The organism is Brevibacillus sp. SYP-B805 (assembly GCF_011059135.1).
In the GTDB taxonomy this organism is placed as follows: domain Bacteria; phylum Bacillota; class Bacilli; order Brevibacillales; family Brevibacillaceae; genus Brevibacillus_F.
In genome coordinates, this window is the sequence record NZ_JAALGD010000008.1 from 149,259 (window position 1) to 164,106 (window position 14,848).

The following is a 14,848-nucleotide window of genomic DNA, read 5'->3' on the forward strand; positions in this document are numbered from 1 at the left end:
ATCCGGCTGAATAGGCTGGGGATGAGAACGCCCGCGAAAGGACTGTGTGACCCATGCCGTTTCAATTCCCCGTTGGCATCCGTACGCGAGAGATCGCTCGAACCGGCGTAACCATCTACTATCCGCAAATCAGCGGCCCCAATCCTGCTGCGGAGCAGGCGATCAACCGGACCATCGTGAATCAGGTAAATGCCTTGATCAAAGAGCAGGGCAAATACCTGACCTCCGCAAACTTCCAGATGATCGGTCACTATGAGATCAAAACCAACGAGCGGGGCATCCTGAGCCTCATCCTGACCAATTACGCCATTTCCGTACCGAGCGCCCACGGGATGACCCTCGCCAAAGCCCTCACGTTTGACGTCAATACCGGCAGGCAGTATGCACTCAGCGAATTGTTCACGCCGGGTTCCGACTATGTGACCGTCCTCTCCGATCAGATCAGGCTTCAGATCAGGGAACGAGACATCCAAACCCTGCAGCCGTTTACCACCATTTCACCCAATCAGGATTACTATCTGGCCGACAAGGCGCTGGTCATCTTCTTCCAACTCTACGAAATCACCCCTTACTACTACGGTTTCCCGATGTTTCCCATCTCGGTTTACAGCGTGCAGTCGATTACGCCCGACCAAAGCCCGCTCAGTATCTTGTCCGCTGACATCGCCTGAGAAAACCCCGCCGACTTAAGCGAACGCCGGTGTCGGCGGGGGCCAGCCTTTCCATCTTTGCTTTATCGTTTTAAAAGACTTAAACATTCCGATATACCAAAAAAAAGCAGCCTGCTTCCCAGGAAGCAAGGCTGCTTTCTTTCAGCGGCTAATTTTAGGCAAGGATAAAGCGATCTTCCGCAAAAGCTTCCCCGCGCGCCTCTTCAAAGGCCCGCAGCAGATCCTGCGTCGTCATCTGCTGTTTCTTCTCCTGCGGAATATCCAGGATGATTCTGCCTTCATGCAGCATCAGCAGCCGGTTCCCCATGGTCAACGCCTGTTCCATGTTGTGCGTCACCATCAGGGTGGTCAGTTGGTGCTGCTCCACAATTTTGCGGGTCAGTTCGACGATCAGCTGTGCCCGCTTCGGATCAAGCGCCGCAGTGTGTTCATCCAGAAGCAGGATTTTCGGTCTGGTGAAGGTGGCCATCAGCAGGCTGAGCGCTTGCCGCTGCCCCCCCGAGAGAAACCCGACCTTCGTTTTCAGCCGGTCTTCCAAGCCCTGATCCAATAACCGCAGTTGTTCGCGGAAGATCTCCCGCTTCCGCCGGTTCACGCCCAGGGAAAACGTGCGGCGCTGACCGCGCGCGTAGGCGATCGCCAGGTTTTCCTCAATGGTCATGTGCGGCGCCGTCCCGGCAGTCGGGTCCTGGAACACGCGGCCGATCAGGGAGGCGCGCTGATGCTCACCCAGTTTCGTCACGTCTTTCCCGTCGATCACGACGCTTCCCTGATCGGGGATGATGCCGCCGGATATCACGTTCATCAGCGTGGATTTGCCGGCCCCGTTGCTGCCGATCACCGTCGCAAAATCGCCGGGAGCCAGATGCAGGTCGATCTGCTGCAGCGCCACCTTTTCATTTACCGTACCGGCGTTGAACACCTTGCGAACCTGGGAGATTTTAAGCATGGCGTTCTCCCCCTTTTGCGGCAGAATTGGTTTTCTTCCATACGCCTTTCAGCACATTGGGCAGCGTCAAGGCGATAATGACGATAACCGCGGTAATCAGCTTCATGTCGGACGGTTCCAGACCAGCCCGGAGCGCCAGCATGATGACCAGCCGGTAGACGACCGAACCGAGAATCACCGCGATGGTCGCCCGCAAAATCGTCGAGCTGCCGAACAAGACTTCGCCGACGATCACGGAAGCCAGCCCGATGACGATCATCCCGATCCCCATGCTGACATCGGCAAACCCCTGATACTGGGCCACCCAGGCGCCGGATGCGGCCACAAGGGCATTGGAGAGACCAAGGCCGATGATCGTCGTGGTGTCGGTGTTGGCGCCAAAGCTGCGAATCATGGTCGGATTGTCACCGGTTGCCCGCAGATCGAGACCGATGTCCGTATGCAGGAACCAGACAATCGCCGCCATGACAAGAAGCACGAGCGCCAGAAACACCAGCGCCACCCCGGAGAGAATCGTGATGCCGCCTATGGCCAGATCCGGCACATGCAGATCCTTGACAAGCGAGTACAGCGTATCTTCCCGCAAGAGCGGCAGGTTCGCCTGCCCCATGATGCGGAGGTTGATCGAGTACAGGGCAATCATCGTCAAGATTCCGGCCAGCAGGCCGTTGATCCGACCTTTGGTGCTGAGAATGCCGGTAAAGACGCCGGCGACCGCTCCCGCCAGCAGGGCAAGAAACGTCGCCAGCACCGGATTCGTCCCGTCAATGATCAGCTTGGCTGCCAGCGCGCCGCCGAGCGCAAAGCTGCCATCAACGGTCAAATCGGGAAAATTCAAGATGCGAAAGGTAAGATAAACGCCTAAAGCCATAATGGCGAACAGCAAACCCTGTTCGATGGCTCCGTTGAACGCAATGCCCATTTCATCCTCCTAGCTGCTCTTCTATTTGTCTACCACTTCATCTGCGCGATCGAGCAGTTGCTGCGGCACGGTAACCCCCATTTTTTCGGCTGCTTTTTTGTTGATGATCAGCTTCATGTTTGCCTGTTTTTCCACCGGCATGTCGGCGGGTTTGGCTTCCCCTTTCAGGATTTTGACCGCCATGTCAGCCGTCTGTTCTCCCAGCTTGCGGTAGTCGATCCCGTACGTGGCGATGGCGCCGCTCTTGACCGTGTTTTCTTCCCCGGCGATCACCGGAATCTTTTGGGCTTCGGCCACCGTCAGAATGGCGGCAAGCGAGGAAACCACCATATTGTCGGTCGGCACATAGATGGCATCCACTTTCCCCACCATCGATTCAGCGGCCTGCTTCACTTCCGTCGGGCTGGTAATGGCCGCTTCCTGAATCGTGTAACCCAGTTTGGCGGAGGCGTCTTGGGCCATCTTTACCTGCACTTTGGAGTTGACCTCACCGGAATTGTAAATGATGCCGACCGTTTTCGCATCCGGCTTCAGGTCTTTCAGCAGCGCCAGCTGATCCTCCACCGGGTTCATGTCGGTCGTCCCCGTCACATTGCCTTCCGGTTTATCCATGCTCTTGACGAGGCCCGCTTCCACCGGATCGGTAACGGCGGTAAAGAGAATTGGAATGTCGCGGCTTGTTTGGGCGGCCGCTTGTGCCGTCGGCGTGGCAATCGCCAGAATCAAGTCCACCTGATCGCCCTGAAACTTCTGGGCGATGGAGATGGCCGTATCCATGCTGCCCTGTGCCGATTGTTTATCATAAACCACTTGTTTGCCTTCTTCAAAGCCATTTTTCGCCATTTGCGCGATAAATCCGTCACGCGCCGCATCCAGCGCCGGATGCTCGACAATTTGCATAATCCCGATTTTTTTGGGCTTCTCTGCCGCAGGCGCTTGCGCGGAGCCTCCCGATGTAGTTGCTGGAGCACTTTGCTGCCCACACGCTGTGACGAATAAAAGCGGTAAAGCAAATAAAATAGCTGACCATCCAGCACGTTTTTTCATGACTTTTTCTCCCCTTGATTAAAAATTTTTTTCATCTTACCACGATTCCAAACTTTTTAAAAGATACTTGATGGGTAATCTTTTAAAGATGGAAATAAAGAAAGAAAGTGAGATTTCCCACTCTCTTTCCGGCAGAAACGTCTCGATTATTTGAAGATCTCCTTGGCACTTTGTTTCAGCTCGTCGCTGACGGATAAACCAAAGGCTGCGGCCGCCTTCTCGTTGATATACAGGTCTGTTTCCTTGGAGACCTCGACCGGATTATCCGCGATCTTCTGGCCGTCCAGGATGCGGGCCGCCATCTCTCCCGTCTGACGCCCCATCTTGTAATAATCGATGCCGTAGGTGGCAACCGCGCCCCGCTTCACGGTATCGATATCCGACGCGAATACCGGAATCTTGGCTTTCTCCGCTGCGCCTAGGACGCCTTCAAAGGCGGACACCACCGTATTGTCAATGGGGATGAAGATCGCTTCCGCCTTGCCCACCAAGGCTTCCGCACCGAGCTGCACTTCAGACAGGTTCGTAATGCCCGACTTCACCACTTCCACCCCCTGTGCGGCGGCAGCGGTCTCCATCTCCTTCACCTGCACCTCGGCATTCACTTCGGAAGTCGTATAGAGAACGCCCAGTTTTTTCAGATTGGGCAGGAACTTTTTGATCAGGGTCAGCTGCTGTTCCATCGACAGCTTGTCCGACGTGCCGGTAATGTTTTTGTCCGGTTTTTCCAGGGACGAGACAAGCTGGGCGGAGATGGGATCCGTTACGGTGCTGAAGACGACCGGGACATCGGCGATCGTTTTGGCGACTGCCTGGGCAGACGGTGTGGCAATGGCGATCACCATGTCATCTTTGTCGCCTGCAAATTTCTGGGCGATGGAGACCGTGTTGTTCATGTCTCCGTGCGCATTCTGATAATCAACCTGCAGATTTTTCCCCTCTTGATACCCTTTTTCGGCAAGGGCATCCAGGATGCCTTTGCGTACCGAATCCAAAGCCGGATGTTCCACAAACTGGGTCAATCCCAACTTCACGGTTTTGGCCTCCTGGCCGGGGGCTGCTGCCGGTGCCGACTGGCTGGGAGCATTGCCTCCACACCCTGCTAGCATGGCAAACACCGACAATGTGACGATCATACTGAGCGCTTTTCTCATCTCTACTTCCTCCTCTAATCTTTGGCTCTACTCAACTCTTCGCCATTATAACACAATTTTTTCGAACGGAATTTTTTTGAAATTGTCAAAAAAATCACACCCGTGCCACCAACATACGAGCGCCGCGCGCGAAACGGGAGCCTGCCGAAGCCATAGAGAAAAAACGCTCAGCCACGGTACTCCCCGCAGCTGAGCCCCAGGATGCGCTGTCACGCTTCCTGCAGCGGCTTCTCCCTTTTGCCCTCCGACGCCTGGGCAGCGAAGCCCGCCGCCTTTTCCCTTCCCATCATGGAAACGATCACCAGGATCAGGCAGGCGGGCAGAATTGCCCAGCGGAACGTTTGCGCGATGGAACCGGACAGCGCGTCGATGATCGGCCTGAGAATCGGTTCCGGAATGAGCGCACGGGTTTCCGGGGCGAGGATCGCGCGGGGATCCTGCAGGGATACGCCGCTTGGCAGACCTGCCGACCCCCCCAGGGCATCCGTCAACCGCTGCAGGAAATCGTTGCGCTGGAGGATGCCGAAGATGGTGATGCCCACCGTCATCCCCACCGCGCGCAGGAACGAGTTGGTGGATGATGCGGAACCGCGCTGCCCGTACTCAAAATGATGGATGGCGGCCATGTTCAGCACCGAGAACGAGGAACCGATGCCAAGCCCGCAGATGATCATGTAGAGGATCACGGTGAAGCGCCCGGTCTGGGGTGTCAGGGTGGCGAGCAGGCACAGGCTCAGGATGAAGACGAGGGTGGAGGCGACCATCACTTTGCGATAGCCGATCTTAACCGACAGGAAGCCGCCGATCTGGGCGGCTGCCGTCACCCCCAGCATCATGGGCAACAGGACCAGGCCGGAGTTGGTGGCCGTTCCTCCCATCACCCCCTGCATGAAAATCGGGATATAGACAGTGGCGATGATAAACGTTCCGCCGTACAGGAAGGCCGCCGCGCTGCTGGTGGCAAACAGGCGGTTGGCGAACATCCGGTAAGAGATGATCGGCTCCGCAGCCTTTCTTTCAATCAGGAGAAAGACCGCCAACATGACGGCAAAGACGGCAAAGAGACCAAGGATCACGGCGGAATCCCACGCATACTGCCTGCCGCCCAGCTCCAGGGCGAACATCAGGCTGACGACGGCGATCACAAGGGTAAATGCCCCCCACCAATCGATTTTCTGTTGGGAATGTTCATGGGATTCGTGATAGAAATACGCGACGAACACCAGGGCCAGAATGCCCAGCGGCAGGTTGATGTAAAAGTTCCAGCGCCAATCGAGCGTATCGGTGATGTAGGCTCCGAGCAGCGGCCCGATCACGCTGGACAACCCGAACACAGCGCCGAACATCCCCGACATCTTGCCCCGCTGTTCCGGAGAATATATGTCAAACACGATGGCAAAAGCGATCGGCATCAAGGCCCCGCCGCCGATGCCCTGGATGGCCCGGAAAAGGCTGAGCTGGACGATGTTTTGGGCCATCCCGCACAAGACGGAGCCGATCAGAAAGAGCAGCAGACCGAAGACGAAGAAGCGCTTGCGCCCGTACATATCGGACAGCTTCCCGAAAATCGGCATGCCCGCCATCTCCGTCACCAGATAGGCCGAGGTGACCCAGACGAATTTGTCCAGGCCGCCCAATTCCGCAACAATCGTGCCCATCGCCGTCGAGACGATGGTATTGTCGATGGCGGCGATAAAAATGCCGAGCAAGAGACCCGCGACGACGAAACCGATGCGTTGGCGATTCTCCATCTAACCTGCCCCCCTCTATTCCCCGTTCATTTTTCTGCTTTCCTTCACCACGGAGCGTTTGGATTGTGTATACTCTGTTTGATACTCCACGAGATCAATTTCACAGCCTGCCCCGATGATTACCCGCTTTCCGCGAACCACCTTGGCCCTGGTATTTTCCAAAAAGACATCGTCTCCTTCAATCGACTCTGCCTGGAGATGCGGTAGGACGGACGTGAAGATTCGATGCAGGAAGTGGATGGCGGGACGTTTGACTTTGATCTGTCCGCCGCCGATCTCCTTTGCTTCGCTGGCACCGTGGAGCCGGATATGCATGATCCCGGCATTCAGCAGCCCGCCGATGTGAAATGCCCCGCTAGAATAAAAACGCTCGGCAGCGCAATCCCCGTGTGTGGCGAGATACCCTTTCACCCGGATCTCTTCTCCGGAAAGGTTTCCCCGGACGTCGAGAGCACCGAGAATCCGGCTCATTTGACAAGAGGCATGTTCCCGCACTTCCATTTGTCCCTGAATCCTTATTTGGTTTGCCTTCAGGCTGCCCGCTACCGTGGTAACCCCGATGATCCGGGCGTTGTGTGCGTTCAGACCGCCCTCGACCGCAAGCGTTCCCAAACAGCCCAGGTTGTTACATTCCAGATCCCCTTTCACGAAACCATCCCCCAGCACTTTGACGCTGTGATAGATTCCTCCGGAGATGTGGAGATTTCCTTGAATGGTCAGATTCTGCTTCAACTTCAGCTCCGCATGCAACGCAACCCGCTCCTTTCCGGCTTCTCATCATCTCATCGCAACAGTGTTTCGTTCCATAGCGTGAAGAATCGCTTGTGCGCGATCACTTCTTCCGAATTAGCATAATAATGATGCATGCATATCATTCCTCGCAGGATTTAATGTAACATAACATTGTTACGTTGTAAAGGGAGAAGATTGGCATCCTTGGCCCCTCCTCGCCGTTCCCGCGCAGACCTTGTTGCTCAGTTGCGGATCGAACAAAAAACCCCACCGCATGCTGCGGTGAGGTTGACATTTGCTCGTATTTTCATGGCAGGATGACAATATTGCTGATAACAGGCCGTTCTTTCCCGTCGGATGGCTTGTTCAGGATTCTTCCTTTGTAGTAAAAGGCGCTCGATCCGCCTCCATCCAGATTGTAGGCATCGACGACATGAAATTCCTGCAGTTTGCGCTGGGCTTCTTCCAGCGTTACCCCATTGCTCCATCCTTTCCTGCGGCCATCGATGACGATAAGCAGCAGGTCGCCGTTGTCGAAGTGGCCGATCAGGGTGCGCGGCTGTCTGGCGTTGGCCCAGTCTTTCGGAATCGGCATGCGTTTGCCATTCTGCAGCAGCGTCGGCAGGAAGCTTGCCCCCTGCAGGATTCCCATGCGGGCAATCTGCTCCCTGGAGGTGATTTTCCCGCCTACCAGCCGGCCGTTTTTGTTAAACCCGACGAAGCTGATCCGGGGGTCGGAGGAATAAGTGCGAATCTTGCCGTCAACCACGGTAATCCCGATCGGCGAGAGCATGCCGTTGGCGCTTTTCATAAACCCGCCCGCATTGATGGCGAGCACGGCTCCGGTCCGCTTCCCGGCATGGCTGGTGGTCTCGCCTTTGCTCCTGATGGTGTCGTTGGCCAGAACCATTTTCAAGGCGCTCGGATCTTTCAGGCGCACTTTTGCCATATAGCCGCGGTATCCCGCTTCCTCCAGCGAATATACCTTCACGGTCGAATGAGGGCCGAACGTCTGGCCTACCGGATCGCCCAACATGTTGCTCAGGATCGTATCCAGCACGTCCGCCGACAGTTTCGTCTGGGACTTGCTTGCCGACAGGAGTTGGTTGATTTTCTGATGCTGCTCTTCGTACTCTTTCTTCTCTTTGTTCACATGGCTCTGGATTTCCTGGATCGCATCGTCCGCGTCTCGCAGCATCTCTTTGGTTTCATCCAGCTTTTGCTGCAGGGCCTCCGCCTTCTCCGCAGTGGATGCGACCGGCACCATCAAGGCTTGCGCAGGCAGCTTGTCCGCCGGAGCTGCTTGCGCAAAGGCAACGAGAAAACCAAGCGCAGGCGCCAGCAGGAATGCAAAAAAACGATTCACCTTACCAAGCACGCGCCGCATCCTCCAGCTTTTTCAAGGATGCCTTCAATTCCACCAGCTGCTTGTTCAGCTGATCGATCCGATCCTGCAAAGCCTGCTTGGTTTTGTTGGTGCCGCCGATGGATTCGCCGGTCAACTGCAGTTCTTCCTTGACGGCGGACAGGCCCTCCCGCACCCCATTCATCTCATCATGCAGCGTGGCGAGCTGTGCTTCCAGCTCCTTGATCTGCTGTGCATTGGAGGCTTGTACCTCTGCCAGGCGCTGCTCCATCTGCTGCTGCTGTTTTTCGAGCGTGTGGTTGGTGTATACGTATCCGCCGTAAACAAGTCCTCCCCACAAAATCACCACAAGAAAGACGGACAATGGGCTGGTTTTTCCGTCCGTTCGGGCAGGTGCTGCAGAGTGCAGCAGTCCGGAAAAAAAGCCGCTTCTTTTCCGTTTGCGCTGCTCTTTTTCCATTCCCCGAACCCCGAGTGAGGCCGATTGTGACGATGAAGCAGCATACAAATCCTTGCTCATCGCTTGTCCTCCTTTCATGCGACAATTATCGAGGCTTTATTATACCATAAAACAATCTTCGCGGCTCTCTTTCTTTCCATGGCGCGAAAAAAAGAGCATCCGCCGATGCTCATAAAACGAAGGCCATGTAAGGTTGTTGTTAGCCGGTGAACGCGTCTACTTCCTTGCGGGTGGGGAGGGAGCTCTGCGCGCCAAAGCGGGTTACCGTCAGCGCCGCCACCCGTGAAGCGAAATCGATCGCTTCTTTCCAGGACGCCCCTTCCGCGATGCGGGTGGCCAGCCCGGCATTGAACGAATCCCCTGCCGCCGTCGTATCAACCGCCTTTACCGCATACGCCGGCTGTTCCCCGCGTTGGCCGTCAATTTCGTAATAGACCCCCTTCTCACCTCGTGTAACCAGCAGGTTGCCCTTGCCCAACCGTTCCTTCAATGCTGCGACAAGCGTCATCATGTCGCCGTACGCGGTGGCTTTCCCGGTGGTGAGGACAGCCAGTTCCGTCTCGTTGGGGGTCAACAGGTCCGTTTTCGCCAGGAGGGTGTCCGGCAATGGCTGTGCGGGCGCAGGGTTGAGGATAATCATCGTGCCGCTGCGCTCGGCGATTTCCACCGCTTTTGCCACGGTTGCCAGCGGGATCTCAAGCTGTACCAGCATCACGTCGGCTTCGGCGATGGCCTGTTCCGCCTCCTCAATATCGTCCGGACGGAGGGCATGATTGGCCCCGGGTACGACCACGATGGTATTTTCACCCGCCTGGCTGACCTGGATCATCGCAACGCCGGTCGCCTGTCCGGGCACCACCTTCACATGGGTGATCTCCACCCCTTCCTGCTGCAGCTGATCCCGCATGCGCCTGCCGAACATATCGTCCCCCACCGCGCCCACCATCGCCACCCTGGCTCCCAGACGGGCAGCCGCGACTGCCTGATTGGCGCCCTTGCCGCCGGGAATCGTTTGGAATTGCTCCCCGAGAATCGTTTCACCGGCTACAGGGAGCTGGCTGGCGGTGACGACGAGATCCATGTTGATGCTGCCGACGACCGCGATCTTTGCTTGTTTGCTCACATCTCTCACTCTCCCTGTTTTTTCAAAATCGGATAGATGATCAGCAGCGTCAACAGCGCACCGCCGCTGATCGACAAAAAGGGAATCAATCCCGGCAACAGCAGCAGGACCACGAGGAAACTCCCCAGCACAACGAGCAGAAACAAGGTGCGCAGCGGATGCGTGATCCCGAGCAGGAGTGCTGTCCGCAGCGTCCCAAAGGGCGTTAGTTCAAAGTGAACCATGGCGGGAAAGAGATACAGGCCGGTGATGACGATCAGGTAGGCAGGCAGGAGACAGACAAGTGCCGTCCACGAAAAGACCTGCACCATCGCCTGATACAGCAGCGCGATGATAGTTCCGGCGCATAGGAGAGCGAAACCGCCAAGCGTGCTCGCGGCAACATTTTCCCGCAAAAATCCCCAAAACGGCCGCATCACCGGACCGGGATCCTTTCTGCGCAGCCACTGCCGAATGACCGCAAAGACAGCTGCGGTGGCCGCAAACGCCGTGACGATCGGGAGTGAGGCGGCGATCCACAGCAGGTTAAGCAGGATCAGCCGGTACGCCCACTCCGCCGCAGTAATGAGCCATTCCACGATGTTTTTCGTCACCAGTGTCACCCTTTTCTCACGTTCATGTCAGGGGAAGCTTCCGTTGAATGACGCAGTCCAGCGCCATCGTTCCCCGGCCTTCCAGTAAGACGGCCAGCGGATTGATCTCGACGCTTTCGATCCTGTCGCGTTCCCGATACACCCATTGGGAGAAGGTGGAGATCGTCTCGATCAGGCTGTCCACATCCCGCTTCGGCATATTGCGGAATCCCTGCAAATACGGGAGCAGCCCGGGGATTTCCTCCAGCATGCGCAGGGCTTCCCGCTTGCTGAGGGGAGCGATTCTCCAGGTAACCAGCTTGAAAAGCTCCGTATAGATTCCCCCCAAGCCGACCATGACCACCGGCCCGAACTGCGGATCATTCGTGCTCCCCAGGATCAATTCGATCTTATCCTTCACCATGGCTTCCAGCAGAATGCCTTCCACTTCCTCCTGCTGGGCGTGTGCTTGAAAGAATTGTATCACCTCTTCGGGCTGGGATACCCCAAGCAGCACACCGCCGTGGTCGCTTTTGTGCGTGATCGTTGAGGAGACGATTTTCGCAACAAAAGGTGCTTGGGCAAAATCGATCTGCTTCACCTTTTCCCTGATCGCTTCCTCCCGGGAGAAATACCAGCGATCGGGCGTCGCGATGCCCCATGCCCCCAGCAGGCGCTTCCCTTCGTGTTCATTCAGCGTGACGGCAGCCGCTGCATCCAACGGAATGCCGCTCGGAGGCTCTTCTGCCAGGTGCGGCGTTATTTCCTCGCTGCCCTGTCGCGTTCGCTGCCGAAATTGCTGCAGATGAGACAAGGTTGCCGCCAATTTGTCCGGCAGGAAAAACAGCGGGATGCCGTGGTTTCTGACCTCCTGAAGCAGCGGGTCCTCCTGGCTGGATGTCCACAGCAGATAGACCGGCTTGGCGGTCATTTTGTCAATCTGATGGAGGCGGTTGATGAGCGGAGATTTGCCGTGTGTGGCAAACACGTAGGCGTCCGCCTCCTCCTGCTCATCCAGCACGCGGACAATGTCCAGCAGCTGCTCGGTTTGCATCGTTCCGGACAGATCAAGCGGGTTGCGCACCGAGGCGAGCCCTTGCGCCACCTGCCCGATGGTGTCCGTGGTCCGTCGCGCCAATGGCGGCACCTGCAAGCCGTGCATGCCCAGCTTGTCGCCGACGAAGCCGCCGATCCCTCCGGAATGGGACAGCACGACAATCTTGTCCCCCATGAGCGGCTTCCCGTATTGGCAGCACATGGCAAGCTGGATGCATTCATCGTAATCTTTGGCGAGAAGCACGCCTTTCTGCCGGCAAAGGGCTGCGAATACTTCCTGGTTCCCGGTCATGGAAGCGGTATGGCTGGCCGCCGCCATCCGTCCGATTTCGGATTCCCCGATTTTCAGGGCGATGAGCGGCTTGCCCAGTCGCAGCGCCTTGTCCGCCAGGCGGATAAACGCCTGTCCGTCCTTGATTCCTTCAATAAACAGACAGAGCGCTTTGATGTCAGGGTCGTCCAGCATGTAATCGGCGACATCCGTCATGCGCAGCGCGGCTTCATTGCCGGTGGTGACGATATAGCGATACCCCAATCCATGGTCCTTGGAGCGGTTCAACAGCGGCCCGAACGCCGTCGCGCCGCTGTGCGAGATCAGGCCGACCGACCCGGTGGGAAGCGGCCCGTCCCCCAGCGATGAGGCGGAGTTGGCCCACATGCGGATGGCGCTGTTGGCGACGCCCAGGCAGTTCGGCCCGCATACGGGTATCCCGGTGCGTTCTGACCATGCCTTGACCATGTGTTCCCGGAGGATGCCTTCCTCTGTTCCCTGTTCACGAAAGCCCGCGCTGATGATCAAGACAGCACCGACCCGCTTTTCTTCACATTCGCGCAAAATCGCTTCCACAAGCTCCGCCTTGACGATGACTACCGCCAGATCAATCTCGTCGGGAACGTCCAGGAGCGTGGAGTACGCTTTCCGGCCAAAAATGGCGTCCCGCTTGGGATTGATGGGGTACAGCGAGCCGGCGTATCCATGCGTGATCAGATTGTTCATCATTCTGCCGCCGTAATTCATCTGTTCGCTTGCGCCCACCACGGCGATCGAGCGGGGACGCAGCAGTTTATCCAATGGGGCCCGGTCTGCCATCAGTTACACCCCTTCTTTCGTTCGATGATCTCATGTCTGCGCAGAAGGTGAACCGCGCGCTGATAGACGGGCGGATCGATCATTTTTCCGTCCAGCGAGCAGGAGGCTCTGCCGTTTCGGACGGCTGTTTCATACGCTTCCACCACGCGGCGGGCGTAGGCCACGTCCGCATCGCCGGGGCTGAACACCTGATTCAGGATCGCCACCTGGTCCGGGTGGATGCAGGAGGCCCCCATGAAACCCAGACGCCTGCTCTTCTCCGCCAGCTCCCTGTAGCGCTCCAGGTCGCGAAACCCGGCGATGGAGGAGACGAATCCGAGCGGCATCACTTCGTAGAGACGGGCGGTGTAGATCAGCCTGGAATAGTAGTAGTACATCTCCTGTCCGGATTCGGAGGGCTCGATCCCCAGATCCAGCGTAAAATCTTCATTTCCCAGGGTGACCGTACTGATGCGCCCGCTTGCGCCAAGCAATGCTTCCAGCGCGTGCAGCCCTTTTACGCTTTCGATCAAAAGGGAGAGTTGGATGCGGCCGCTCTGGATGCCTCGCTTTTCTTCCCATTCCCCCAGCTTGTCGTCGATTGCTTTCACCACCGCCGGATCTTCGCATTTGGGGAGCGTGATGCTGTCCAGGCGGGGCCATACGACGCTCTCCAGATCCAACAGCCACGCGTCCCGTTCGGCGTTGATCCGGACGTTCACTTCCGTTTCGCCGGGGATCTCCGTGTGCAGGGTCTCCTTTACCATTTCCCTGGCGAGCCCTTTCTGCTCGCAGGGAACCCCGTCCTCCAGATCCAGCTGCACGGCGTCTGCCCCCCGCTGGAAGGCTTTCGACACGTATTTTTCCACGTGTCCCGGCACAATCAGGGTGGAGCGGCGCACTTTTTCCACGCGATTGGTCAGATACTTCCTGGTCGGGTTCAAGCTAGGTACTCCTCCTTATGATAAGCTGCGGTGTCACGAGTACTTGTTTGGGCGGGAGCGGATGGGCATCCTGCAGGTCCGGGATGATTTTCTGCGCGGCCAGCTCGCCGATTTTTCGCTTCGGCACCTGGATGGTGGTTAATTTCGGCGAGCACATGCTGGCCATGCGGATATCGTCGTACCCGACAATCGCGATATCCTCCGGGACCCGGTATCCCATTTCCTGCAGGCGCAGCATCAGATTGATGGCGGTAAAATCGGTCGACACAAAAATGGCCGTGATGCCGTGTTCGCTGATCCACTGTTTCAGCGCCTCGTCGCTGGCAAAGCGCTCCGAGCTGACTTCCCATTCGCGTCTCGCTTCCAGCCCGGCTTTCCGCATCGCCGCACGGTATCCCTCCCGCTTGTTGATGGAATCGTTCGCTTTTTCCACGATCCGGTTGGTATAGAAGGCGATGCGCGTGTGCCCTCTCTCGATCAGATGCCGGGTTGCCAGTTCCCCGCCCAGCGCGTCTTCGCACAACACCCGTTCATAGTCGCCTTGCTGCGGATAGCGGGTAAAGAACACAAACGGAATCTTTTCCTGCTGCAGCTCCTGAAAAAACGGGGTATCCTGCCATGAAGAAGGGGCGGGCTGAATGATCAAGCCCGCTACATTTAGCTGCAGAAACTCCCTGATCAAGCTTTCTTCCAGATCCCCCTGGTTGTGGGTGAGTCCGACAAGCACCTTGTAGCCAAGACGCTTCGCATATTCCTCAATGCCCAAAAAAACGTCATGGCTGAAATCGTCATGGAAGGAAGGCACGATCATGCCGATGAGCTTGAGCCGCTGGGTGACCAATCCCTGGGCGATCACATTGGGCCGGTAGCCTAGCTCTTCGGCGATTTTTTTCACTTTTTTGCGCGTCTCTTCCCCGACGCGCCCCGAATCGTTGATCACCATCGAAACCGTAGCCGGCGTCACACCAGCCAGCTTGGCGATTTCCTTGATGGTGGGTCGCTTGTGTCCATTCGTTTTTTCCTTATCCATGG

At 57.1% G+C, this 14,848-nt stretch carries 14 protein-coding genes; 1 reads left to right on the plus strand and 13 read right to left on the minus strand.

Features of this window, described 5'->3' with window-relative positions; genetic code table 11:
* The first annotated feature begins 53 nt into the window (after window positions 1–53).
* The gene (locus G3578_RS11820; protein ID WP_165212873.1) at window positions 54–671 is read left to right on the plus strand and encodes a DUF3298 and DUF4163 domain-containing protein; all 618 of its coding nucleotides are present in this window, start codon (window positions 54–56) and stop codon (window positions 669–671) included.
* Between the two features lie 154 nt (window positions 672–825).
* Here the strand turns inward: G3578_RS11820 and G3578_RS11825 are convergent, their stop codons facing one another.
* The 13 genes from G3578_RS11825 to G3578_RS11885 form a co-directional block, all read right to left on the minus strand.
* Window positions 826–1,620, minus strand: coding sequence for an ABC transporter ATP-binding protein (locus G3578_RS11825; RefSeq protein ID WP_165212874.1), 795 nt, complete (start codon window positions 1,618–1,620; stop codon window positions 826–828).
* On the minus strand, window positions 1,613–2,542 hold the full coding sequence (locus G3578_RS11830; protein ID WP_165212875.1) for an ABC transporter permease: 930 nt from the start codon (window positions 2,540–2,542) through the stop codon (window positions 1,613–1,615). Before G3578_RS11830 ends, G3578_RS11825 begins: the two co-directional genes overlap by 8 nt.
* A 21-nt stretch (window positions 2,543–2,563) precedes the next feature.
* Complete coding sequence (locus tag G3578_RS11835; protein ID WP_165212876.1) at window positions 2,564–3,589, minus strand: ABC transporter substrate-binding protein; 1,026 nt, start codon at window positions 3,587–3,589, stop codon at window positions 2,564–2,566.
* 146 nt (window positions 3,590–3,735) lie between these two features.
* Window positions 3,736–4,743 carry an ABC transporter substrate-binding protein gene (locus G3578_RS11840; protein ID WP_165212877.1) on the minus strand — a complete coding sequence of 336 codons (1,008 nt, stop codon included), beginning with the start codon at window positions 4,741–4,743 and terminating at the stop codon, window positions 3,736–3,738.
* Window positions 4,744–4,952: 209 nt separating this feature from the next.
* The gene (locus G3578_RS11845) at window positions 4,953–6,494 is read right to left on the minus strand and encodes an MDR family MFS transporter (RefSeq protein WP_165212878.1); all 1,542 of its coding nucleotides are present in this window, start codon (window positions 6,492–6,494) and stop codon (window positions 4,953–4,955) included.
* A gap of 15 nt (window positions 6,495–6,509) precedes the next feature.
* Entirely contained in the window at window positions 6,510–7,244 is a 735-nt protein-coding gene (locus tag G3578_RS11850; protein ID WP_165212879.1) for a cell shape determination protein CcmA, read from the minus strand.
* A gap of 289 nt (window positions 7,245–7,533) precedes the next feature.
* The gene (locus G3578_RS11855; protein WP_165212880.1) at window positions 7,534–8,604 is read right to left on the minus strand and encodes a phosphodiester glycosidase family protein; all 1,071 of its coding nucleotides are present in this window, start codon (window positions 8,602–8,604) and stop codon (window positions 7,534–7,536) included.
* Window positions 8,594–9,112: a coiled-coil domain-containing protein gene (locus G3578_RS11860; protein WP_165212882.1), complete on the minus strand. Its 519-nt coding sequence runs from the start codon at window positions 9,110–9,112 to the stop codon at window positions 8,594–8,596. The genes G3578_RS11855 and G3578_RS11860 overlap by 11 nt, the downstream gene beginning before the upstream one ends.
* 139 nt (window positions 9,113–9,251) lie before the next feature.
* Window positions 9,252–10,175 (minus strand): ribokinase, encoded by a 924-nt coding sequence (rbsK, locus tag G3578_RS11865; RefSeq protein ID WP_165212884.1) that lies wholly within the window; start codon window positions 10,173–10,175, stop codon window positions 9,252–9,254.
* Between the two features lie 5 nt (window positions 10,176–10,180).
* On the minus strand, window positions 10,181–10,768 hold the full coding sequence (locus G3578_RS11870) for a DUF624 domain-containing protein (protein WP_165212886.1): 588 nt from the start codon (window positions 10,766–10,768) through the stop codon (window positions 10,181–10,183).
* Window positions 10,769–10,790: 22 nt separating this feature from the next.
* Window positions 10,791–12,893, minus strand: coding sequence for an acetate--CoA ligase family protein (locus G3578_RS11875; RefSeq protein ID WP_165212888.1), 2,103 nt, complete (start codon window positions 12,891–12,893; stop codon window positions 10,791–10,793).
* Entirely contained in the window at window positions 12,893–13,816 is a 924-nt protein-coding gene (locus tag G3578_RS11880) for an HpcH/HpaI aldolase/citrate lyase family protein (protein WP_165212890.1), read from the minus strand. Before G3578_RS11880 ends, G3578_RS11875 begins: the two co-directional genes overlap by 1 nt.
* Window position 13,817: 1 nt before the next feature.
* Window positions 13,818–14,846 carry a LacI family DNA-binding transcriptional regulator gene (locus tag G3578_RS11885; RefSeq protein ID WP_165212892.1) on the minus strand — a complete coding sequence of 343 codons (1,029 nt, stop codon included), beginning with the start codon at window positions 14,844–14,846 and terminating at the stop codon, window positions 13,818–13,820.
* Window positions 14,847–14,848 lie beyond the last annotated feature (2 nt).